The 21440-nt window shown below is 63.0% G+C and carries 18 protein-coding genes; 10 read left to right on the forward strand and 8 right to left on the reverse strand.

The features are described 5' to 3' along the window. Position 1: 1 nt before the first annotated feature. The 3 genes from H3S97_RS04630 (at position 2) to H3S97_RS04640 (ending at position 4598) form a co-directional block, all read left to right on the forward strand. The gene (locus H3S97_RS04630) at positions 2 to 679 is read left to right on the forward strand and encodes an amino acid ABC transporter permease (protein WP_024627819.1); all 678 of its coding nucleotides are present in this window, start codon (positions 2 to 4) and stop codon (positions 677 to 679) included. A gap of 6 nt (positions 680 to 685) precedes the next feature. Beyond that, entirely contained in the window at positions 686 to 1876 is a 1191-nt protein-coding gene (locus H3S97_RS04635; RefSeq protein ID WP_198219795.1) for an amino acid ABC transporter permease, read from the forward strand. Positions 1877 to 1994: 118 nt separating this feature from the next. Then, positions 1995 to 4598: a DEAD/DEAH box helicase gene (locus tag H3S97_RS04640; protein ID WP_232356278.1), complete on the forward strand. Its 2604-nt coding sequence runs from the start codon at positions 1995 to 1997 to the stop codon at positions 4596 to 4598. 10 nt (positions 4599 to 4608) lie between these two features. Here the strand turns inward: H3S97_RS04640 and H3S97_RS04645 are convergent, their stop codons facing one another. Both H3S97_RS04645 and H3S97_RS04650 read right to left on the reverse strand, forming a co-directional pair. Then, positions 4609 to 5334, reverse strand: a complete 726-nt coding sequence (locus tag H3S97_RS04645; protein WP_045936082.1) for an amino acid ABC transporter ATP-binding protein — start codon at positions 5332 to 5334, stop codon at positions 4609 to 4611. 86 nt (positions 5335 to 5420) lie between these two features. Continuing rightward, the gene (locus H3S97_RS04650; RefSeq protein WP_198219796.1) at positions 5421 to 6929 is read right to left on the reverse strand and encodes an amino acid ABC transporter substrate-binding protein/permease; all 1509 of its coding nucleotides are present in this window, start codon (positions 6927 to 6929) and stop codon (positions 5421 to 5423) included. Positions 6930 to 7198: 269 nt separating this feature from the next. Between H3S97_RS04650 and H3S97_RS04655 the strand changes: the two genes are divergently transcribed. Both H3S97_RS04655 and H3S97_RS04660 read left to right on the forward strand, forming a co-directional pair. Then, positions 7199 to 8593: a replication-associated recombination protein A gene (locus H3S97_RS04655; RefSeq protein ID WP_198219797.1), complete on the forward strand. Its 1395-nt coding sequence runs from the start codon at positions 7199 to 7201 to the stop codon at positions 8591 to 8593. Positions 8594 to 8835: 242 nt separating this feature from the next. Then, positions 8836 to 10176: an MFS transporter gene (locus tag H3S97_RS04660; RefSeq protein WP_232356279.1), complete on the forward strand. Its 1341-nt coding sequence runs from the start codon at positions 8836 to 8838 to the stop codon at positions 10174 to 10176. Positions 10177 to 10289: 113 nt separating this feature from the next. Here the strand turns inward: H3S97_RS04660 and H3S97_RS04665 are convergent, their stop codons facing one another. Beyond that, positions 10290 to 10730, reverse strand: coding sequence for a MarR family winged helix-turn-helix transcriptional regulator (locus H3S97_RS04665; protein ID WP_198219799.1), 441 nt, complete (start codon positions 10728 to 10730; stop codon positions 10290 to 10292). A gap of 407 nt (positions 10731 to 11137) precedes the next feature. Between H3S97_RS04665 and H3S97_RS04670 the strand changes: the two genes are divergently transcribed. After that, positions 11138 to 11716, forward strand: coding sequence for a haloacid dehalogenase-like hydrolase (locus H3S97_RS04670; protein WP_198179255.1), 579 nt, complete (start codon positions 11138 to 11140; stop codon positions 11714 to 11716). Between the two features lie 34 nt (positions 11717 to 11750). Here H3S97_RS04670 and H3S97_RS04675 read toward each other — a convergent pair whose 3' ends face one another. The 5 genes from H3S97_RS04675 to H3S97_RS04695 are packed head-to-tail and all read right to left on the reverse strand — an operon-like array spanning position 11751 to position 14900. Further along, positions 11751 to 12809 carry a Gfo/Idh/MocA family protein gene (locus H3S97_RS04675; RefSeq protein ID WP_198219800.1) on the reverse strand — a complete coding sequence of 353 codons (1059 nt, stop codon included), beginning with the start codon at positions 12807 to 12809 and terminating at the stop codon, positions 11751 to 11753. Continuing rightward, the gene (locus H3S97_RS04680; protein ID WP_198219801.1) at positions 12775 to 13266 is read right to left on the reverse strand and encodes a very short patch repair endonuclease; all 492 of its coding nucleotides are present in this window, start codon (positions 13264 to 13266) and stop codon (positions 12775 to 12777) included. The genes H3S97_RS04675 and H3S97_RS04680 overlap by 35 nt, the downstream gene beginning before the upstream one ends. 12 nt (positions 13267 to 13278) lie before the next feature. After that, positions 13279 to 13818: a peptidylprolyl isomerase gene (locus H3S97_RS04685; RefSeq protein ID WP_198219802.1), complete on the reverse strand. Its 540-nt coding sequence runs from the start codon at positions 13816 to 13818 to the stop codon at positions 13279 to 13281. Between the two features lie 12 nt (positions 13819 to 13830). Continuing rightward, entirely contained in the window at positions 13831 to 14202 is a 372-nt protein-coding gene (locus H3S97_RS04690; protein WP_198206476.1) for a YccF domain-containing protein, read from the reverse strand. Further along, positions 14193 to 14900: a TetR/AcrR family transcriptional regulator gene (locus H3S97_RS04695; protein WP_198219803.1), complete on the reverse strand. Its 708-nt coding sequence runs from the start codon at positions 14898 to 14900 to the stop codon at positions 14193 to 14195. The genes H3S97_RS04690 and H3S97_RS04695 overlap by 10 nt, the downstream gene beginning before the upstream one ends. A gap of 207 nt (positions 14901 to 15107) precedes the next feature. Between H3S97_RS04695 and H3S97_RS04700 the strand changes: the two genes are divergently transcribed. The 4 genes from H3S97_RS04700 to pflB all read left to right on the forward strand — a co-directional run bounded on the left by H3S97_RS04700 (position 15108) and on the right by pflB (position 21425). Then, entirely contained in the window at positions 15108 to 16802 is a 1695-nt protein-coding gene (locus tag H3S97_RS04700) for an MFS transporter (RefSeq protein WP_198219804.1), read from the forward strand. A gap of 83 nt (positions 16803 to 16885) precedes the next feature. Further along, the gene (locus tag H3S97_RS04705) at positions 16886 to 18565 is read left to right on the forward strand and encodes an NAD+ synthase (RefSeq protein WP_408610428.1); all 1680 of its coding nucleotides are present in this window, start codon (positions 16886 to 16888) and stop codon (positions 18563 to 18565) included. 5 nt (positions 18566 to 18570) lie between these two features. Beyond that, positions 18571 to 18807: a hypothetical protein gene (locus tag H3S97_RS04710; protein WP_110412718.1), complete on the forward strand. Its 237-nt coding sequence runs from the start codon at positions 18571 to 18573 to the stop codon at positions 18805 to 18807. A gap of 242 nt (positions 18808 to 19049) precedes the next feature. Continuing rightward, a complete protein-coding gene (gene pflB, locus H3S97_RS04715) occupies positions 19050 to 21425 on the forward strand; it encodes a formate C-acetyltransferase (protein ID WP_198176556.1) in 2376 nt (791 codons plus the stop codon). The last annotated feature ends 15 nt before the right edge of the window (positions 21426 to 21440 follow it).

A 21440-nucleotide genomic window follows, 5' to 3' on the forward strand; every position in this document is an offset into this window, starting at 1 on the left:
GATGTCAACCATCATCGAACTGTTTTCCGACTACGACATCCCGGCGGCCTTCTGGGTCAATATCCAGCTGACACTCTGGTCGGCCCTCTTCTCGCTGATCCTGGGCATCATCCTGGTGATCATGCGCATCTCGCCCATCTCCTCCCTGCGGGCCGTCGGCCGGGGGTATGTGGAGTTCTTCCAGAACATGCCTTTGACCATCATCATGGTCTTCATGGTCTTGGGGGCCTTCGCCCAGCTCAAGATCAGCTTCTCGCCGGAATTCTCCGTCAACTTCTTCTGGCTGGCGGTGACGGGCCTGTCCCTGTATACGGCGGCCTTCGTCTGCGAGTCCCTGCGCTCTGGCATCAACACGGTGCCTCTGGGCCAGGCCGAGGCGGCCCGTGCCCTGGGGTTGAGCTTCTTCCAGTCGGCCTCGCAGATCATTCTGCCCCAGGCCTTCCGTGGGTCGGTGGCGCCCCTGGGCAACACCTTCATCGCCCTGCTGAAGAACTCCACCGTGGCTGCAGCGGCCTCCGTGGCCTCGGAGAGCTCCTCCCTGATGAGCGAGATGATCGAGTTCCACGCCAACGCCATCGTGGCCATCTTCCTGATCTTCGCTCTGGGATACGTGATCCTGGTGCTGCCCATCGGGGCGCTGACCACGTACCTGTCCAACAAGCTGGCAGTGAGGAGGTGAGCGGCCATGGCACAGGACAATGAGAGCTCGCTGCTCTTCGATCAGCCCGGTCCCAAGGGCCGGCGCACCATACGAATCGTCAACTGGATAGCCGCTGTCGTCTTCGCCATAGTGGTCATCCTGGTGCTGATGCGACTGCACAACCCCCCGGACGGTGAGAACCAGCTGAGCTGGGAGCTCTGGCGCCCGGCCCTGGACTATGAAGCCTGGTCGGACTTCTACCTGCCCGGGCTCTGGCTGACCATCAAGGCATCTGTGGTTGCTGTGATCGGCTCGGTCGTCTTTGGGTTCATCTTCGGCATAGGCCGTCTGTTGCCCAACGGGCTGGTCAGGGCGGTCTCAGGCGTCATCGTGGAGTTCTGCCGGGCCGTCCCGGTGCTGATGATGATGATCTTCTTCTGGCGCTGGTTCGCCTTTGCCGGAGTCAGTCAGGCCTCCTACTGGGCCGTCGTGCTGGGCCTGATCCTCTACAACGGCTCCGTGGTGGCCGAGCTGATACGTTCGGGCGTGGGCAACCTGCCCAACGGCCAGCGCGAGGCCTCCCTGGCCCTGGGACTGACCAGGACCCAATCGCTGATGCAGATCGAGGTTCCCCAGGCCGTCTATGCCATGTTGCCGGCGGCCGTGACCCAGCTGGTCGTGGTCCTCAAGGACACGGCTCTGGGCTCCATCATCATGTACACGGATCTGCTGCAGGAGTCCCGTCGTCTGGGCTCCATGTACTTCAACATCCTGCAGACCCTGGTGGTGGCCTCGGTGGTCTACTTCTTCGTCTGCTTCCTGCTGTCCCACTTCGCCCGCTGGCTGCCCAAGAAGATGCAGGAGCGCACCGCCGCCCCCGCCGACTTCGTGGAGCCGGCCGCACCCGTGGCCATCATGGATCCCTCCAATGTCAACCAGATAGCCGTGGCCAAGGAGGTGGACGAGGACCGGTACGGCGGCGCGCCATTGCAGTACCACGCCCACCACCGTGGATCCAACGCCTCCATCCAGCACTGGAGGAAGACCCGTTACATCCAGGGCTATGACCGGACCCAGCCCGACACGCTGGTCGATCCACACAAGGCGAGCCTGGAGATTCCGGACTTCCTCAAGCCCGGCCGTGGCAGCCGCTCCGGTGGCGATCAGAAGGCCGAGGGCAAGACCAGGAAGGATAAGAAAGGCGGCAGCGACAAAGACGGCAAGAACAGGAGCTGACAAAGATCTCCCGGCTGCTTTGTTGCCCGGCCGCTTGTCCGTTTTATGGACTTAGGCGTTAGGTGACGAAGCCAGTCTCCGGCCGGACTTGTGTGCCTGGCCGGATAGACTGGTGGACATGGTCCAAGAACATGCTGATTCCTCAACCGCCTCAACCGACCGGCCAGTCTCCCTGGGCGACCTGGTCCCCGAGGCGGGAGGCCCCCGCAACCTGACCGAGGATCAGATCTACGACCGTTTCTTCTCCTGGGTGGCTTCCCGGGGCATCACCCCCTGGCCGCACCAGGAGGAGGCTGTCCTCTCCCTGGTTTCAGGCGACCATGTGATCCTGTCGACCCCGACCGGCTCGGGCAAGTCCATGGTGGCCCTGGCCATGCACTTCATTGCCCTGTGCACCGGACGGCGCTCCTACTACACAGCCCCAATCAAGGCACTGGTCTCTGAGAAGTTCTTCGACCTGGTCTCGGTCCTGGGCCGCGACCGGGTGGGCATGATCACCGGCGACACCCACATCAACACGGATGCCCCGGTCATCTGTTGCACGGCCGAGATCCTGGCCAACCAGGCGCTCAGGGAGGGCAGGCATGCCGACATCGGCTGCGTGGCCATGGATGAGTTCCACTATTACGGGGATCCGGACCGAGGCTGGGCCTGGCAGGTGCCTCTGCTGACCCTGCCCGATGTGCAGTTCCTGCTTATGTCGGCCACCCTGGGCGACGTGGATCAGATCGCCGTGGACCTGGAGCGCAAAACCGGGGTGGGTGTGGACATCGTCGCCGACGCCCCACGACCGGTGCCTCTGGACTACCGCTATGTGGACACCCCCTTGCCCAACACCGTGGAGTCCTTGCTGGCCGATGGTGATTCGCCGGTCTACATCGTCCACTTCTCACAGGATGCCGCCCTGGAGACGGCCCAGGCCCTGTCCAGTACTGGGGTCTCCGACCGGGGCCAGCGCGACCGGATCAAGGAGGCCATGGCCGGCACCCGCTTCACCACGGCCTTCGGCAGGATTCTGCAGCGGTTGCTGCGCACCGGGGTCGGGGTCCACCATGCGGGCATGCTGCCCAGGTACCGGCGCCTGGTGGAGCAGCTGGCCCAGGATGGCCTTCTGCCGGTCATCTGTGGCACGGATACCCTGGGGGTCGGCATCAATGTGCCCATCCACACGGTCCTGCTGACCGGGCTGACCAAGTTCGACGGCTACAGGATGCGCCGCCTGCGGGCCCGGGAATTCCACCAGATCGCAGGCAGGGCCGGACGCATGGGTTTCGATACCAGCGGGCTGGTCGTGGCCGAGGCCCCCGAATACGAGATAGAGAACGCCAGGGCCGTGGCCAAGGCCGGCAACGACCCCAAGAAGCTCAAGCGGATCAAACGCAAGAAGCCCCAGGAGGGGTTCGTCACCTGGGGCAAGGGGACCTTCGACAAGCTGATCGAGGCCCGTCCCGAGACCCTGACGCCGCACCTGAAGATCTCCCACGCCATGGTGCTCAACGAGGTCGACCAGGGCGGGGATGCCAGGAGACGGGTCGAGGACCTGATCGAGGACTCCCGTCAGACACCTCAGCAGAAGGAGCATCTGCAGGACCGGGCCGACGAGATCTTCCAGACCCTGACCGACACCGGGGTCATCGAGACCGAACGGAATCCCGACGGCGGCCTGGACTACTTCACGACCGTGGACCTGCCCGAGGATTTCGCCCTGGACCAGCCCCTCTCGCCCTTCCTGCTGGCCGCCCTGGAGCTGCTGGATCCCGAGGACCCTGACTACGACATGAATCTGCTCTCCATGGTCGAGGCCACCCTGGAGGATCCCCGGCAGATTCTCAAGGCCCAGCAGCGGCAGGCCCGTGACGCGGCCATCCAGCAGATGAAGGAGGATGGCCTGGAGTACGAGGAACGGATGGAGCGTCTGCAGGAGGTGACCTGGCCCAAGCCCCTGGAGGAGCTGCTGGGGGAGGCCTTCGACCGCTACCGTCGGGATGTTCCCTGGGCCAACGACTATGAGATCCACCCCAAGTCCGTTCTGCGGGACATGATCGAGACGGCCTCGGACTTCAACGGCTACATCGCCCGCTACGGAATATCCCGGTCGGAGGGGACCCTGCTGCGCTATCTGTCCGATGCCTATCGGGCGCTCAGCAGGACGGTTCCCGAAGAGTTCATGGATGAGCGGCTGGAGGACATCCTGGCCTGGCTGGGACTTATTGTGCGCTCGGTGGATTCCAGCCTGGTGGATGAGTGGGAGGCCGCGGGCAGGGCTGAAAATGGCGAAGCCGCAAGCGGCCTGGATGCCGCTCCGCCCAAGGTGGAAAACCAGGTGGTGGCGGACCGGCGTGGGTTGACCCTGCTGGTGCGCAATGCCATGTTCCAGCGGGTGGAGCTGGTTGCCGCCGACCGGCCGGAGGCCCTGGCCGAGCTGGATGCGGACTGGGGCTATGGCCTGCGGGCCTGGAGCGACGCGCTGGACGACCTCTACGAGGCTCATGAGCAGATTCTGACCGATGCCCAGGCCAGGTCCTCGGACTTCTTCAGCCTGGATGACCGTGACGAGTACCAGGGGCACACCTGGCGGGTCCAACAGATCTTCGACGACGTCGAGGGGGAGCGCGACTGGGGCATCGCAGGCATCGTGGATCTGGATGCCACCCAGGAGAGCGGCCAGGTGGTCTTCAAGGAATACCGGGTGGGTCCCATCGAGGAACTGATGGAACTCTAGCCCCGAGGCGTTACAGGACCTTGGAGAGGAAGGACTGCAGCCGAGGGCTCTGCGGGTGGCCGAAGATCTGTTCGGGCGTGCCCTCCTCCTCGATGATCCCGGCATCGGTGAAGATCACCCTGGAGGAGACCTCCCGGGCGAAGGCCATCTCGTGGGTGACCAGAATCATGGTCATGCCACCCTCAGCCAGGGAGCGTATGACTTCAAGCACGTCGCCCACCATCTCCGGATCCAGGGCCGAGGTGGCCTCGTCGAAGAGCATGATGTCCGGGTGCATGGCCAGGGCGCGGGCGATGGCCACACGCTGCTGCTGCCCGCCTGACAGATCCGTGGGCCGCGCGTCCGCCTTCTCCTGAAGCCCTACGGTCTCCAGCAGGTCCAGGGCCTGCTGCCGGGCATCCTCCTTGGGCGTCTTGTGTAGCATATGAGGGGCCAGCATGATGTTGTCGGCCACACTCATGTTGGGGAAGAGGTTGAAGTGCTGGAAGACCATGCCCACGTGCTCGCGCAGCTTGTCGATGTTGGTCTTTGGATCGGAAATGTCGATCCCGTAGACGCTGATGGTGCCCGAGGTCGGCATCTCCAGGGCGTTGATGCAGCGCAGCAGGGTGGACTTGCCCGCGCCGGAGGGGCCGATGATGGAGATGACCTCGCCCGGCTTGACCTCCATGTCGATCCCCTTGAGGACCTCGGTGTCGCCGTAGCGCTTGTGGAGGTCGCGGATGGATACGGCCATCTGGGACTCTCCCTGGTTGCGGCGACTTTGGTTCTGGCGGATGCGACGGGTCAGTCGTCTGGTGTCCATGTCCGGGTCCTCGAAGTTCATCGATGCAGCCTCCTATCGAGCATATTGGCCATCCAGGTCAGGGCGCTGATGGCGACGAAGTAGATGACGCCCACCATGAACAGGGTTTCGGTCACGCGGAAGTTGGCCGCGTAGATCTGCTGTGCCTGGTAGAGCAGTTCGCCGAAGCCGATGGCCAGCAGCAGGGAGGAATCCTTGAGCATGATGACCAGCTGGTTGATGATGGAGGGCGTGGCGAACCTTACGGCCTGGGGCAGGATGACCCGGCGCAGGGCCATGCGTCGGGTCAGTCCCAGGCTGCGGGCCCCCTCCATCTGCCCGACGTCCACCGAGTCGATGGCCCCGCGCACGATCTCCACCAGGTAGGCTCCGGAGTTAAGGGACAGTGTCAGCGCGCCGGCCAGCCAGATGCTGATGCGGTGGCCGATCAGCTGGGGGACACCCAGGTAGAAGAAGAAGGCCCAGACCAGGACTGGTGTGCCCCTGAAGACCGCCACGTAGATGCGGGCAATCCAGGACAGGATCCGGTTGGGGCTGATTCGCCACAGTCCCAGGATGATGCCGATGGCCAAGGCGATGACAAATGATATGGCTGTGATGGCCAAGGTGTTGCGCAGGCCCAGCATCAGGGAGGGGAAGGCCTGGCGGACCAGCTCGAAGAATCCTGGCCGGGAGGCGGGGGCACCCTTGCTGGAGTGGCCCACATAGGAATCGACCAGCTTCTTATAACTGCCATCGGCCTTCATCTTGGCCAGGCCCTCGTTGAAGGCGGCCACGAACTCCTTGTTCTCGCCCTTGCGGACGGCCGCCCCGTAGGAGGCGCCAGGCTCCTTCTTGGTCACGGTCTTCAGTCCGTTGCCCTGGGCGATGCCGTAAGCCAGGACCGGGTAGTCGTCGATGACCGCCTGGGCATTGCCGGACTTGACCATCTCATACATGGTGGAGGACTGGTCCACCGCCTTGACCGTGAAGCCGTATTGGGCCGCACGCTGCTTGGCGAAAGCCTCGCCCTCGCTGCCCGTCTTGACGGCCACTACCGTGCCTTGCAGATCCTTGTAGCTGTGGATCTGGTCGTTGTCCTTGGCGATGGCCATCTGCACGCCGGAGTCGAAATAGGGGTCGGTGAAGTCGTAGACCTGCTTGCGCTGGTCGGTGATGGTCATGCCGGCTATGACCACATCGGCCTGCTGTGAGTTCAAGGCCTGGAGGGCGGCGTTGAAGCCCAAGGACTGGATCTGCACCGAGAACCCCTCGATGTCGGCGATCTTGCGGATCAGATCCATATCGATACCGACCAGCTTGCCGGAAGAATCCCTGAATTCGAAGGGGGCAAAGGTGGTGTCGGTGGCGACACGAAAGGTGCGTCCATGGACCGCTTGAGCGGCGGGGGAGTCCTCGGCCGCCTGCGCCGGCGTGGCCAGGGGGGCGACGATCAGGGCTGAGAGCCCCAGGACCAGGGCGAGCAGGCCAATGGCCCACCTGCCTGGACCCGATGTCCATCCCTGGCGAACATGCTTGGCGATCACTGGCGATTCTCCTTATTGTTCCGACTGTGCCGGTCCCGGTTTTTTTAGGCGGCAGGCCTTGCTGCCGTCCATGGGCCTACCTGAAGATATTCAGGCTGATGACCAGTAAACTGTACACAAACCGTGTTTCCGGGACCCAACTACGCGCTGGGCGATACGGCCATATGGGTTTCCAGTCTAGCGCGTTCGTCCTGCTGTTTGTGGCAGGCACAGGCCTATGCTGGTGAGGGCAGGGAGCCACAGGGGCCCCGAGGAATGAGGTAGTGCATATGGTTGATGATCTCTTCCAGGCGGCGGATCCCCCCGAGGAGCACACCCTGCCCTTGGCGGTCAGGATGCGGCCCAGAAGCCTGGACGAGGTGGTCGGCCAGGACAAGGTCACGGCTCCTGGAACCCCCTTGGAGCGACTGGCCCGTTCGGACCCGAACAACCGTCTGACGGCTCCCAGCTCGGTCATTCTTTTCGGCCCTCCCGGGGTGGGCAAGACCACCTTGGCCTACATCGTGGCCCGACAGTCCGGGCGGCATTTCGAGGAGCTTTCGGCCGTCACCTCGGGGGTCAAGGAGGTGCGGCAGGTCCTCGCCCAGGCGCGGGAGCGGCTGGTCAGCCAGGGGCGGGAGACGGTCCTCTTTATCGATGAGGTCCACCGCTTCTCCAAGTCCCAGCAGGATGCCCTGTTGCCCAGCGTGGAGAACCGGGATGTGACGTTTATCGCAGCCACCACGGAGAATCCCAGCTTTTCGGTCATCTCGCCCCTGCTTTCGCGCTCGGTGGTGGTCAAGCTGGAGGCCCTGGACGACCAGGACCTGGCCAAGCTGGTCCGCAGGGCCGTCAAGGACCAGCGTGGGCTCAAGGACCAGGTGCGGCTGGCTCCAGAGGCCCTGGAACAAATTGTGCGCTTTGCCGGAGGTGACGCCCGTCGGGCCCTGACCATTCTGGAGGCTGCGGCCGGGGCGGTCACCGAGGACGGGTCTCGCGCCAAGGGTACGCGTCGCCCGCTGATCAACGCCAAGGTGGTCTCCTCGGTCATGGACGTGGCCACCGTCCGCTATGACAAGAAGGGCGACGATCACTACGATGTGGCATCGGCCTTCATCAAATCCATGCGGGGGTCCGACGTGGATGCGGCCCTGCACTACCTGGCTCGGATGATCCGGGCCGGCGAGGATCCGCGCTTCATCGCCCGACGCATCATGATCGCCTCCGCCGAGGAGGTGGGCATGGCCTCTCCTGAGGTGCTGGAGATCACGGTCGCGGCTGCCCAGGCCGTGGCCATGGTGGGCATGCCTGAGGCCCGTCTGATTCTGGCCGAGGCGGTCATCGCCGTGGCCACCGCACCCAAGTCCAACGCGTCTTACCTGGCCATCAACCAGGCCCTGGAGGACGTGGACGCCGGGCATATCGGTCAGGTTCCCCTGCATCTACGCAACGCTCCCACCAAGCTGATGAAGGCCTGGGGCAACCACGAGGGCTATCAGTATGCCCACGATGCGCCGGATGCAGTGGCACCCCAGCAGTACATGCCGGACGAACTGGTCGGACGGCGCTACTATCACCCCAATGATCGGGGCTATGAGCGTCAGCTGGGCCCACGTCTGGAGGCGATCAGGGCCATCCTGGACAGGGCCGTCGGGCCGGATGGAAACGCCGGGTCTGGGCAATGACCGTCCGGACTCCTATACTGGTCACCCAATAGACGTTGAGTAGCCACACAATGACCGAAACGCCGCAGGGTCCAGGCCTTCCATATTGACGGTCGCCATGCTCCCAGAAGGAGCCTGTCGCCGTCGGCAGGTCTGGCATGGACGCATGGGGCATGCCTGCCTCATACACGGGCGCGAGGGTGACGATGTCGACAGCGGTCATTGACAATGCAGACATATCCGAACAATCCAAGAATCTTGGCATGGCCGAGGACGACCTGGCGGTCCGAGAGATTACCCGGCGAGTAGACAATGCTCGTGAATCGGCTACTTTTTATAAGATCGTGGCCCTGGTAGCCGCGGGAATGCTCATGGACAGCATCGATGTCTATGTGGGCAGCGCAGTAGCCAGTTCGGCATTGAGCACGGGATGGTCCACGGTCGCCCAGAATTCCCTCTTCCTGTCGGCCGGTTTCCTGGGGCTCCTGGTGGGCTCGCTGCTGGCCGGTTTCATCGGAGACCTGCGGGGGCGCAAGACCGCCTATCAGATCAACCTGCTGCTCTTCGGAGGCTTTACCCTGCTGGGCGCTTTGGCGCCGAACATGGCTGTCCTTTCAGTCTGCCGGCTGGGGGCCGGCCTGGGGCTGGGCGCCGAGATTGTCACCGGATTCTCCATGGTCAACGAATTCGCTCCCATCAGGCACCGCGGCCGCTGGAGCGCCATCGTCTCACTGGTGGCCAACACCGGAGTGCCCCTGGCCATGCTCCTGTGCGCCTGGATCATTCCGCGCTGGTCCTGGCGGCCGCTCTTTGTCGGCATTGGCCTGGCGGCGGCGCTGATCTGGTATCTGCGGCGTGACATCCCCGAGTCCCCTCGCTGGCTGGCCCTGCATGGGCGGATGGACGAGGCCATCCAGGTGGTTGAGCTTCTGGAGGCCGGCAATGGTCGGCGAGGGTCAAGCTCCGATTCTGTCAGCGGTTCCGCACTTGCTGGCAAGGATGAGGGCCTTGAGGCACCCGCCAAGGCATCGGGTAGCGTGGTTCGCGGACTGATTGTGGCCACCGTGGCGGTCTCGGCCACCAACGTCTGCTCCTACGCCTTCACCTCCTGGGTGCCCACCATCCTGCTCAAGCGGGGCATAAATCTGAGCGGATCCCTGTGGATCAGCACCCTGATGATGCTGGGCGCCCCACTGGGCTGCCTGATCGGATCCCTGCTCCTGGACCGGATCGGCCGCAAGCGGATCATCGTCACGGCCTTCCTGCTGACGGCGGTCTTCGGCCTGCTCTACGCAGCGCAGACCAGCCAGGTCATGGCCATTCTGGTGGGCATCCTGCTCATGGCCAGCCTCTATGTCCTCATGTCTTCGGTGGTGGCCGTCTACGCCCCCGAGCTCTTCCCGACCACGGTCCGCTTCCGCTGCGTGGGCATCGCCAATGCCGTCGCCAAGCTCTGCAACGTGCTCATGCCAGTGTTGATTGGTGCCATGCTCAGCCAGTGGGGGAGCACTTCGATCTTCGTCACCATCAGCCTGGTGGCCCTGGCCTCCATGCTGGTCGTGGGCCTGATGGGCTGGGAGACCTCCGGTCGTTCGGTGGGCTGATAGAGGCCGATCCAAGGTCGCAAGGAATCTGAAGATCAAGGGGCCTGGCCTGAGCCTGGAGCCGTCCAAGGGCGGCGAAAGGTTCGGCCAGGCCCCTTTCTCAGTAAGAGATATCAGAGCTGGTTGGCCAGCAGCCGGTTGTAGACGCAGCGCAGTTCGCTCTGGAAGGTCTCGGGGTCGATATCGGGATTCTGCTTGAACAGATCGATCCACCAGTTGTTGACCGACCTGATTCTCCTGCGGGCTATGTCAGCGCCCGACCTGGTCAGGGCGATGATGTTGACCCGGTGATCGGCGGGGTTCTGTTCACGGCTGACCAGACCCTGGGCCTTCAAAGCCTTGAGATCCCGGGCCAGCAGACTGGGGTCTACACATAGGTCCCGGGCTATCTGGCGCTGGCTGAGGCCGGGATGGTCATAGAGGTATATAATCAGATCACCCTGGGTGCCTCGTAAGGTGGTTTCGCCTATGTACCGGCTGGCATCGTTGCGTGCATGCCGGTAGATTCCGGCTATACAGCTGCTCAGGTTGTGGTAGTGGCTCTTCTTCAACATCGCTGCTGCCCCCTAGCTGGTAAGGAAGATCAAAGAGTTCGGCGGGCATGATTGACCGCATGGACCCCTTCGGCGCCGTTCCCCTTCCAGGCCTGTTTCCGGCAACTCCCTAGCCTTGGCCCGGCACGGACGACGCATTTTTCATCATATCAATACCGTCGACACCATGGGTATCGTCCACGATCCAGACATGGGCCGGGCAAGCCATGATTTCTGGTGCCGATTCGGCTCGAAGTCTTTCATCGTCGATTGTGCAGGGATTCTCTGCCTACTTCAGGCCTGTGCTCAGGCTTATGGGCTTAAGGGAATTGTCTTGTTGCCCTGCCAAGGTCGCGGACTATCACCGTCATTGCTCCACGGTATGCTAAGATGTTCCCTTTTCGTGACGGGACCTGGAAAGGATTGGCATGCGGGTACTGGACTTCGACGGCACCATCTACGATGGCGAGAGCCTGCTTGACTTCTACCTGTTCACTGTCCGCAAGGATCCGCGGGTGCTGCACTACCTGCCGGTTGCCCTCTTCTATGCCGTCCGCTACCGTCTGGGCCGGGTCACCCTGGAGCAGCTGGATTCGGCCATGCGTCGGGTGGGCTCGCGCTACCTGCGTCGACTGACCTCGCGTCCCGGCTTTGACATGGATCGTCTGGTCAGCCAATTCTGGGATGCCAACATGCACAAGATCATGGATTGGTACACGCCTCAGGCCGACGACGTGGTGGTGACCGCCTCCTTCGATCTGGTGGCGGGGGAGGCCTGCCGACGACTGGGCATCACCCGCTGCATCGGCTCCACCCTGGATTTGGAGTCCCTGACTGTGGGCTACCTCAACTTCGGACCCGACAAGCCCCTGCATTTTCAGCGGATCCTGGGCCGGGAGACGGCCATCGACGCCTTCTACACCGATTCGGCCTTCGACCTGCCCATGATCGATCTTGCCCGGCGGGCCTACCTGGTCGAGCATGGCAGGGTCCGCCGCATCAAATAGGCAGGCTGGTCACCATGGCTTTTATCTACAGCTTTTATCTGCTGGTTCTCGATTCAAAGGGAAAGACCAACCCCCACTGGTGGCGCAGGGAGTCCATGAGCTCCATGATGCGCATGGTGTCCTTGTGGGGCATCTGGGCGCACTCGGTCTTGCCGTCCAGGATGGCCTGTGCGGAGCTGGCCACCTCGTACTCATAGCCGGTCAGCTGGTCGGGGATGGGGTAGCTCTTCCTCAATTTATGGTCCCCGTCGTACAGGTCTATGGACTCCACGTTGTTGATATTGACGCACTGCAGGTAACCCTGGTCTCCCCAGATGCTGCCGGTCCGGTCGCTGTCCGAAACCATGGAGCTGGTCGCTTCCCCCACGGATCCATCCTCGTAGAAAATGGCTGTGGAGTTCTGGCTGTCCACGCCCTCCGGGCTGCGGACCCAATCCGTGCAGACCCGTTCAATGGGCTTGGGTCCCATGACCATGTCGATGAAGTTGAGAGGGTAGACGCCCACGTCGAGCAGGGCGCCGCCGGCCAGGGCCGGGTCGGTCATCCTGGCCTTGCCCACGGTTACATATCCCAGGTTGGCGGTCACGGTCCTGACGGTGCCGATTGCCCCCGAGGAGATGATGCCGTCGATGATGGAGCGCGAGGGCATGTACCTGGTCCAGATGGCCTCGGTGCAGAGTAGGCCGGTGTTCTCGGATGTCTCCATGACCTGCCTGGCCTGATCGGCGTTGGCGGCGAAGGACTTCTCGACCAGCACGTTCTTTCCAGCCTTCATGCAGGCGATGGCCTGCTCGGCGTGGAGGCTGTGAGGCGTGGCGATGTAGACCAGATCCACTTGCGGATCATCCAGGAGCTCCTGGTAGGAGCCATAGGAATGTGCGAACCCATATTTTTCGGCGAAGGCGGCTGCGCGATTCCCGTCCCTGGCTGCCACGGCGTAGGGGGCCACCAGGTGGCTGTACTGCGGGTCTTGTGCCATCATGACCACGGTCTTGGCCAGGGCGTTGGCTATCCGTCCGGCACCGAGAATGGCGAAGTTGACCCGCATGCCCTTCTGCTCAGCCTCTTGCCGCTTTCCGTTCAATCTGCTCATCCTTGACTCCTTCGTTTGGATCGCCATCTGCGGTGATGGCCTTATACAATCTCTGCAGGGTTTCCTGGGCGTGGCGGGCATCCAGCTGACACTCCCAGACTGTGAAAACCCGCCAGCCCATGGCTTTCAGTTTTTCGCCCTGTTCCTTATCCCGCAGACGGTTCCTTGTCAGCTTTGTGGTCCAAAACTCCACATTGGATTTGGGAAGGGAGAATTTGGCACAGCCCTGATGCATGTGCCAGAAACAGCCATTGACGAACACCATGGCCCGCCACTTGGGCAGGACCACATCAGGATGGCCCGGATATCTCTTGTCGTTCTTGCGAAAACGCAGACCGCGAGAGAAAAGGTAGGATCGGACCCGGCGTTCTATTGATGTTTCCGTGCCCCTGATCCGGGACATGGTGTAGCTGCGTGTGCCGGGCTGGAATCTGCTGGGTGTCTTTTTCGAAACCATCCCCGGCACGGCTCAGAGGACTTCGATGCTGTTGATGAAGACCGGCTCAAGGGGACGGTCGCCCGAGTCGGTGGCCACGGCATCCAGCTTGTCGACCACCTTCCGGGAATCCTCATCGGCAACCTGGCCGAAGATGGTGTGGTGCCCGTTCAACCAAGGGGTGGGCACGGTGGTGATGAAGAACTGTGATCCGTTGGTGCCGTGGGTCTTCCCGGTGGCGGGGTCCCGGCGCAGCCCTGCATTGGCCATGGCCAGCTTGTAGGGTTCCTCGAAGGTCAGGGAGGGGTCGATCTCATCGTCGAACTCGTAGCCGGGGCCGCCTGTGCCGGTGCCCAGCGGGCAGCCGCCCTGGATCATGAAGTCCTTGATGATCCGGTGGAAGGTCAGCCCGTCATAGAAAGGATCCTGACGCTTCCGGCCCGTCTCGGGATCGGTCCAGTCCTTGCGGCCGGCGGCCAGGTCCAGGAAGTTGGCCACGGTTTCGGGGGCCTTGTCGTCAAAGAGGTCCAGGCGAATGTCGCCTTCTGAGGTATGCATGATGACTGTGCTCATATCCCAATCCTTTCATAAGACGGCGACGCGCACCGAGGATCCGAAGGGCATCAGGGCCAGGCGGGCCATCTTGAAGGCCTGCAGGCCGAAGGGTATGCCCACCACGGTCAGCATGGTGACCAGTCCGGCCGCCAGATAGGCCAGAGCCAGCCACCAGCCGCCCAGGATGATCCAGAGCAGGTTGGCCAGCCAGGATCCCAACCCGCCTCCGTAGATGACCTGTCGGCCGAAGGGGGTCAGGGTCAGTCTTGCCATCTTGAGGGCCTGGACGCCCAGGGGGATGCCTACCACGGTCAGGCAGAGCACGATGCCCACCAGGGTCCAGGCCAGTGCGATGACCAGTCCTCCCAGCAGCAGCCAGCAGATGTTGCCGATCAGGCGCATGTGGGTCCTTCCGTCAGTGTGGCGGTGACGGCCTTGGCGCAGGCGGTCACTTTCTCGATGATGATGGTCAGTCGTTGCTGTCGTTGTTCGGGGGCAAGCCCCTGGTCCATGGCATCGATCAGTCGCATGCCGGATTGGACGATGCCCCGCGTCACCTCCACGCCCATGGCCGGATCTGCTGGCCGCAGGGCTGTCCAGGCCTGGATCAGCGGCTGGTTGACCTGCCGGTGGAAGTCCAGCAGGGCTTGGATCTGCCGGTCTGTGGACCGATCGCTCCCTGGGGCGGGCTCGTGGGGATTCGAAGGGCTGCCGTAGATCAGGGCCTGGCGTAACTGCTCGTCGTGCTGCTCGGCGTAGAGGTTCATCAGCCAGCCGTGTCCGTGCAGTCCGGCCTGCTCCAGATTGGTGCGGGTCCAGACCTCGATCGTCCGCCTCGGGTCGTCTGTCCTACCCAGGGCCTGGTCCAGGGCCTGACCCCAGTCGGGCAGGTGTCGCTCCATGACCATGTCGCAGAGCTGGTCGGCATCCCGGGCGTAGCGGTAGAGGGAGTTCCGGGCCATCTTGGTGCGTCGGGCCACCTCGGCCATGGTCAGCTGGTCGCGTCCGCCGGTGCGCAGGATGGCCTCGGCGGCGGCGATGATCTGGTCCACGGTTTTGGCGCGGTGCTCCTGGAGCGTGGATTCGCGGATCCTGGGCATGGTCCTCCTTGGTCCGGCCGCCTAAGTGCAGCCCTGGTGAATCGAGCCCGACCGGTCATGGGGCATATGATATGGCCTATTCGCAGCAGAGCCAAGCCGCGAGGGCCTCTTTAGCCCGCGGCTTGTCCGCGCAGAGTGAACTTGCCTGATGGGTTTTCGCGACGTATAGTCGCAAAAAATTCGCAGACCAGGGTGAGGGGGAATCCGATGACCGGATCGACAAGTATGGATGTGAAGAAGGGCGGCCAGACAGGCAGCCAGGGGTCTCAGGAGGCTGCGCCGCCCTGGCGTGCCCTCTGGGTGCTGGCCCTGGGTCTGGCCATGATTGTGCTGGATTCGTCCATCGTCAACGTCTCCATACCCTCCATCATCGCTGCCATCCATATCAACCTGGCTCAAGCCCAGTGGGTGACCGCCCTCTACAGCATCGTCCTGGCGGCTCTGCTCCTGCCCTCCGGCCGTCTGGGGGACATGATCGGACGCAAGCGGATCCTGCAGGTGGGCACGGTCATCTTTGTGCTGGGTTCCGTCTTTGCCGCATCGGCCTCCTCCGGCACACTGCTGCTTCTGGCCCGGCTTGTTCAGGGAATCGGCGGCTCCCTGGTCATGCCATCCACCCTGTCCACCGTGTCCGCCACCTTCCGGGGTCGGCACCGGGCCACTGCATTCGGCATCTGGGGGGCCGTCATGTCGTCCGCTGCGGCGGTCGGCCCCTTCCTGGGCGGGGTTTTCACCAGCACCATCGGATGGCGGTGGATCTTCCTGGTCAATCTGCCCCTGGGATTGATCGTCCTTGTGAGCAGTGCGGTCTTTGTGCCCGAGACCAAGTCAGCGCCCCGGCAGACAGGTGATAGGTGGGGGATGCTTGCCGACTGGAAGGGCATACTCCTTTCGGCCCTGGGTTCGGCCCTGGTGGTCTTTGCACTGATCGAGGGGCAGACCTACGGCTGGTGGCATCCCCGCGCCACACTTGAACTAGGCCCACTGCACTGGTCTGCATCGGCGCCCCTGTCACCGGTCCCGGTCAGTCTGATTCTGGGACTGGCCCTGCTGGCCGTCTTTGCGCTGACCGAGCTGGTCAGGGCGCGCAGGGGCAGGATGGTCATCCTGGACGTGTCCATGTTCGCCATCGGCACCTTCGGATGGGGCAACCTCACGGCCGCCATCGTCAACGCCGGTCAGTTCGCGGTCATGTTCATCCTGCCTCTCTATCTGATCAACGCCAGAGGCCTGAGTCCCCTTGGGGCCGGATCCATCCTGGGCGTCATGGCCCTGGGATCGGTCGTGTCCGGCGGTTTGGCCCGGGTGGTTTCAGCCCGTCTGGGGGCCGGCGGCACGGTGCAGACGGGTCTCTTGATGGAGATTGTCGGCGTGGCCCTGTCCATTCTGCTCATGCGTGGGTCGGTGCCGGTCTGGCCCATGACCCTGACTCTGATTATTTACGGTGCTGGTCTGGGCTTTGCCTCGGCACAGCTGACCAGTCTGGTGCTCTCCCGTGTCCCGGTGGCACAGTCCGGCCAGGCTTCGGCCACCCAGTCCACCATCCGTCAGTGGGGGACCGCCCTGGGCGCCGCAGTCTCCGGTTCCGTCCTCTCCCTTGCTCTGAGCCTGGTGCTGCCAAGACATCTGACGGCCCTCAAGGGGATCTCGGCGCGGATGGCCGATGGCCTGGTCAGATCGGTTCAGTCCTCTGCCGGAAACGCCATAGTCGGTCTGCGTGCTGAGGGTACCCGAGGTCGGCTGGGAGCACTGGGTCCTCAGGTGACCAAGGCCTTGACCGCGGGATTCTCCCAAGGCGCCCAGTGGGCCATGGGTTTCGCGGTTCTGCTACTCCTCCTGGGTCTGGTCGCCTCGGTGCTGGTACGCCGGGCCGCCCGCAAGGCTGGTGCTGATAAGGTCTGAGCCATCCGCAATCCAGTCTTCTCTGTAGCGGTCCCCACTCGGGACTGTCTGCCCGTGGGCCGACCCTGGCACGGTTTAGAATCATGGGTATGGGCATACAAGAGGAACAGCCGCGGCGGGATGGCGATCTGCTGGTGGCTCTGGCTCAGATCGACACCTGTGTGGGCGATCTTGACGGCAACGCCGACATCATTATGGACTACTCCCGAAAGGCGGCTGAGCAGGGGGCCACGCTGGTCGTCTTCCCGGAGATGAGTCTGACCGGTTACCCGATTGAGGATCTGGCATTTCGTGCCAGCTTCCGTCGGGCCGCCTGGTCTCGGGCCGACCGTCTGGCCGGGGAGCTGGAGGAGCAGGGTCTGGGCCATCTCTATGTGATCGTGGGAACCGTCGGCACCGACACGGATCAGGATAGGCCCCGCAACCGGCTGGTGGTCCTGCACCAGGGTCGGGTCGAGGCCGGCTACGACAAGCACTTCCTGCCCAACTACGGGGTCTTCGATGAGTACAGGATTTTCACCCCGGGGGATAGGACCGTCGTCCTGGAGGTGCAGGGGCACCGGATAGGGCTGGCCATCTGCGAGGACATCTGGCAGGAAGGTGATCCCATCAGCGACCTGGCTGGCCGGGACATCGACCTCCTGGTGACCATCAACGGCTCCCCATTCGAGGAAGGTAAGGGGCACGTCCGTTACGAGCTGGCAACCCGCCGGGCCAAGCAGGTCGGTGCGCCCCTGCTCTACCTGAATCAGGTGGGTGGTCAGGATGATCTGGTCTTTGACGGCGGCAGTTTCGTGGTGGACCAGGATGGCACCCTGCTGGAGCGCTCGCCCAGGTTCGTCCAGGATCTGTCCACGTGGACCCTGCCTGCACGAGGGAAGCGCCCGCTGCCCAGCGAGTCCTGCATGGCCGAAGAGATGCCTGGGGACGAGGAGGTCTATCGGGCCTGCGTGCTGGGTCTCAAGGACTATATGGCCAAGAACCACTTCACGGGCGTCTGCCTGGGGCTCTCAGGAGGGATCGACTCGGCCCTGGTGGCCACCATGGCCGCCGACGCCTGCGGGGGAGAGCATGTGCGCGGCATCTCCATGCCCAGCCGCTACTCCTCGGAAGGCTCCAAGGATGATGCCGCCGATCTGGCCCAGCGTCTGGGCGTGCGTTATGTGGTCCAAGCCATAGGCCCTGAGTTCGACGCCTTCCAAGGGCAGTTGCATCTGGAAGGGGTCGCCGAAGAGAACCTGCAGGCCCGGATACGCGGGGTCATCGTCATGGCCTATGCCAATGCCGAGGGGCTTCTGGCACTGGCAACCGGCAACAAGTCCGAGCTGGCCTGCGGCTATTCAACGATCTATGGCGATGCGGTCGGTGGCTACGCGCCCATCAAGGATCTGCTCAAGACCCGGGTCTGGCAGCTGGCCCGCTGGCGCAACGCCCAGGTCCAGGCACGGGGTGAACGTGAGCCCATCCCGGTCAATTCCATCGTCAAGCCGCCCTCGGCCGAGCTGCGCCAAGGGCAGAAGGACTCTGATTCCCTGCCTGACTACAGCCTGCTTGACAAGGTCCTGGAGGCATACATCGAGCATGCGCATGGTCGGGCCGACCTTCTGGCCGACGGTTTCGATCCCGACACGGTCGACACGGTCATGCGGCTGGTGGATCGGGCCGAGTGGAAGCGGCGCCAGTACCCGCTGGGGCCCAAGGTCACCTCCCTGGCCTTCGGCCGTGACCGCCGGCTGCCCGTCACCAACGCCTTCAAAGAGTGATTGCCATGGATCCCCAAGAGGAGCAACCGGCCTGGTACTTCAACACCGTCACCGGCAGGCCCGAGCAGGGCAAGCTGTCTCCGCAGGACAGGCGGATGGGCCCTTACCGCAGCAGGCAGGAGGCCCTTGATGCCTGGAAGATCGCCAAGCGCCGCAACAAGGAATGGGATGAGGAAGACCGCCGTTGGCGGCAGGCCTGGGAGGGTGATCCCGGGCAGGGACAGTCATCAGCTGACAGATGAAGCTCCCGCTGGATCGCCCACTATCTTTGGCGATCAATCGGCCATACCGTCAGAACGGATCGGGACTCAGGCGGTGTGCCGGGTCTGCTCGCAAGATATTGTTGTGACGCCCATTGCGGGTCTTCGTGCAGTGTGATATAGCTCACGTCGCGATTCGGTTTCCCGTGGTAACGCGCCCCCTATACTTGAAAGTGACAGTGGTGTGAGGAAGCGCCATTGACCATATCAACAAGGAGTTGACTATGACAGCAGTTGAGACCAATACCGTCTCTCCCGCAGAGCTGCAAGCCAAGGCTTGGAAGGGCTTCAAGGGCGAGGACTGGAAGAAAGACATCGACGTTCGCGACTTCATCCAAAAGAATTACACTCCGTACACCGGTGACGAATCCTTCCTGGCACCGGCCACCGAGAAGACCAAGTTCCTGTGGAACTACCTGGATGACAATTTCCTTGCCGTAGAGCGCAAGCAGCGCGTCTACGACGTGGACACCCACACTCCGGCGGGCATTGACGCCTTCCCGGCCGGATACATTGACGGCAAGCCTGCCGGCGAAACTCAGGACGACGTGATTGTCGGCATTCAGACCGATGTGCCCTGCAAGCGCGCGATGATGCCCTACGGCGGCTGGCGTATGGTTGAGCAGGCCCTCAAGGAAGCCGGCAAGGAGCCCGATCCCGAGGTCAAGAAGATCTTCACCCGGTATCGCAAGACCCACAACGATGGTGTCTTCGACGTCTACACCAAGAGGATCAAGCTGGCCCGCCACAACAAGATTCTGACCGGTCTGCCCGATGCTTACGGCCGCGGCCGCATCATTGGCGACTATCGTCGTGTGGCCCTGTACGGCATCGACGAGCTGATTGCCCGCAAGAAGGCCGACAAGGATTCGATTCCTTACCGCAACGATTTCACCGAGGAAGAGATCGAGCACTGGATTCGCTTCCGTGAGGAGCACGCCGAGCAGATCAAGGCTCTGAAGCAGCTGTTGAACCTGGGCAAGGAGTACGGCCTGGATCTGAGCCGTCCTGCCATGAACGCCAAGGAAGCCGTCCAGTGGACCTACATGGCCTACCTGGCCTCGGTCAAGAGCCAGGACGGCGCCGCCATGTCCATCGGCCGTCTGTCCGCCTTCTTCGACGTCTACTTCGAGCGTGATTTGGCCGCTGGCCTGATCGACGAGACCGACGCCCAGGAGATCATCGACAACATCGTGATGAAGCTGCGCATCGTGCGCTTCCTGCGGACCAAGGACTACGACAACATCTTCTCGGGCGATCCCTACTGGGCCACCTGGTCCGACGCCGGCTTCGGCGACGACGGCAGGCCCATGGTCACCAAGACCTCCTTCCGTCTGCTGGCAACCCTGACCCTGGAGCACCTTGGACCCGGCCCCGAGCCCAACATCACCATTTTCTGGGATCCGAAGCTGCCCGAGGGCTACAAGCGCTTCTGCGCCCGTATCTCCATCGACACCTCCGCCATCCAGTACGAGTCCGACAAAGACATTCGCGCCCATTGGGGCGATGACGCCGCCATCGCATGCTGCGTGTCCCCCATGAGGGTCGGCAAGCAGATGCAGTTCTTCGGCGCCCGTGTCAACTCCGCCAAGGCCCTGCTCTACGCCATGAACGGCGGCCGTGACGAGATGACCGGCATGCAGGTCATCGACAAGGACGTAATCAAGCCTGTCACCCCCAAGGAAGACGGTTCTCTGGACTTCCAGGAGGTCAAGGACAACTACGAGAAGGCCCTGCAGTGGCTGAGCGAGACCTACGTCGAGGCTCTGAACATCATCCACTACATGCACGATAAGTACGACTACGAGTCCATTGAGATGGCCCTGCACGACAAGGAGGTCTACCGCACCCTGGGTTGCGGCATGTCCGGCCTGTCCATCGCCGCTGACTCCCTGTCGGCTATCAAGTACGCCAAGGTCTACCCGATCTACAACAAGGATGCCAAGGGCACTCCTGAGTATGTCGAGGGCGCTGACGACGACCTGATCGTCAACTACAAGACCGTCGGTGAGTTCCCGATCTACGGCAACGACGATGATCGCGCCGACGATCTGGCCAAGTGGACCGTGTCCACCGTCATGGGCCAGATCAAGCGCCTGCCTGTCTACCGTGGCGCTGTGCCGACCCAGTCCATCCTGACCATCACCTCCAACGTGGAGTATGGCAAGAACACCGGGTCCTTCCCCTCCGGCCACAAGAAGGGCACCCCGTACGCTCCCGGCGCCAACCCCGAGAACGGCATGGATTCGCACGGCATGCTGCCCTCCATGTTCTCCGTGGGCAAGATTGATTACAACGACGCCCTGGACGGCATCTCGCTGACCAATACAATCACCCCTGACGGCCTGGGCCGCGACGAGGATGAGCGTATCAACAACCTAGTGGGCATCCTGGATGCCGGCAACGGCCACGGGCTCTACCACGCCAACATCAACGTCCTGCGCAAGGAGCAACTGGAGGATGCTGTCGAGCACCCCGAGAAGTACCCGCACCTGACCGTGCGCGTCTCGGGCTACGCCGTCAACTTCGTCAAGCTGACCCGCGAGCAGCAGCTCGACGTTATCTCCCGCACCTTCCACCAGGGCGCGGTGACCGACTGATCGCCCTTGTGCGAT

Origin of the sequence: Bifidobacterium choladohabitans, assembly GCF_016102005.1 — a bacterium.
GTDB classification, from domain to species: domain Bacteria; phylum Actinomycetota; class Actinomycetes; order Actinomycetales; family Bifidobacteriaceae; genus Bombiscardovia; species Bombiscardovia choladohabitans.

Excerpts from the sequence above, each read along its gene's own strand:
- pflB (WP_198176556.1), top strand. The coding sequence starts at position 19,050 with ATGACAGCAGTTGAGACCAATACCGTCTCTCCCGCAGAGCTGCAAGCC.
- H3S97_RS04680 (WP_198219801.1), bottom strand. The coding sequence starts at position 13,266 with ATGGTTTCGAAAAAGACACCCAGCAGATTCCAGCCCGGCACACGCAGC.
- H3S97_RS04645 (WP_045936082.1), bottom strand. The coding sequence starts at position 5,334 with ATGGCCGTATCCATCCGCGACCTCCACAAGCGCTACGGCGACACCGAG.
- H3S97_RS04685 (WP_198219802.1), bottom strand. The coding sequence starts at position 13,818 with ATGAGCACAGTCATCATGCATACCTCAGAAGGCGACATTCGCCTGGAC.
- H3S97_RS04630 (WP_024627819.1), top strand. The coding sequence starts at position 2 with ATGTCAACCATCATCGAACTGTTTTCCGACTACGACATCCCGGCGGCC.
- H3S97_RS04700 (WP_198219804.1), top strand. The coding sequence starts at position 15,108 with ATGACCGGATCGACAAGTATGGATGTGAAGAAGGGCGGCCAGACAGGC.
- H3S97_RS04655 (WP_198219797.1), top strand. The coding sequence starts at position 7,199 with ATGGTTGATGATCTCTTCCAGGCGGCGGATCCCCCCGAGGAGCACACC.
- H3S97_RS04705 (WP_408610428.1), top strand. The coding sequence starts at position 16,886 with ATGGGTATGGGCATACAAGAGGAACAGCCGCGGCGGGATGGCGATCTG.
- H3S97_RS04660 (WP_232356279.1), top strand. The coding sequence starts at position 8,836 with ATGGCCGAGGACGACCTGGCGGTCCGAGAGATTACCCGGCGAGTAGAC.
- H3S97_RS04635 (WP_198219795.1), top strand. The coding sequence starts at position 686 with ATGGCACAGGACAATGAGAGCTCGCTGCTCTTCGATCAGCCCGGTCCC.
- H3S97_RS04690 (WP_198206476.1), bottom strand. The coding sequence starts at position 14,202 with ATGCGCCTGATCGGCAACATCTGCTGGCTGCTGCTGGGAGGACTGGTC.
- H3S97_RS04665 (WP_198219799.1), bottom strand. The coding sequence starts at position 10,730 with ATGTTGAAGAAGAGCCACTACCACAACCTGAGCAGCTGTATAGCCGGA.
- H3S97_RS04675 (WP_198219800.1), bottom strand. The coding sequence starts at position 12,809 with ATGAGCAGATTGAACGGAAAGCGGCAAGAGGCTGAGCAGAAGGGCATG.
- H3S97_RS04695 (WP_198219803.1), bottom strand. The coding sequence starts at position 14,900 with ATGCCCAGGATCCGCGAATCCACGCTCCAGGAGCACCGCGCCAAAACC.
- H3S97_RS04640 (WP_232356278.1), top strand. The coding sequence starts at position 1,995 with ATGGTCCAAGAACATGCTGATTCCTCAACCGCCTCAACCGACCGGCCA.
- H3S97_RS04710 (WP_110412718.1), top strand. The coding sequence starts at position 18,571 with ATGGATCCCCAAGAGGAGCAACCGGCCTGGTACTTCAACACCGTCACC.
- H3S97_RS04670 (WP_198179255.1), top strand. The coding sequence starts at position 11,138 with ATGCGGGTACTGGACTTCGACGGCACCATCTACGATGGCGAGAGCCTG.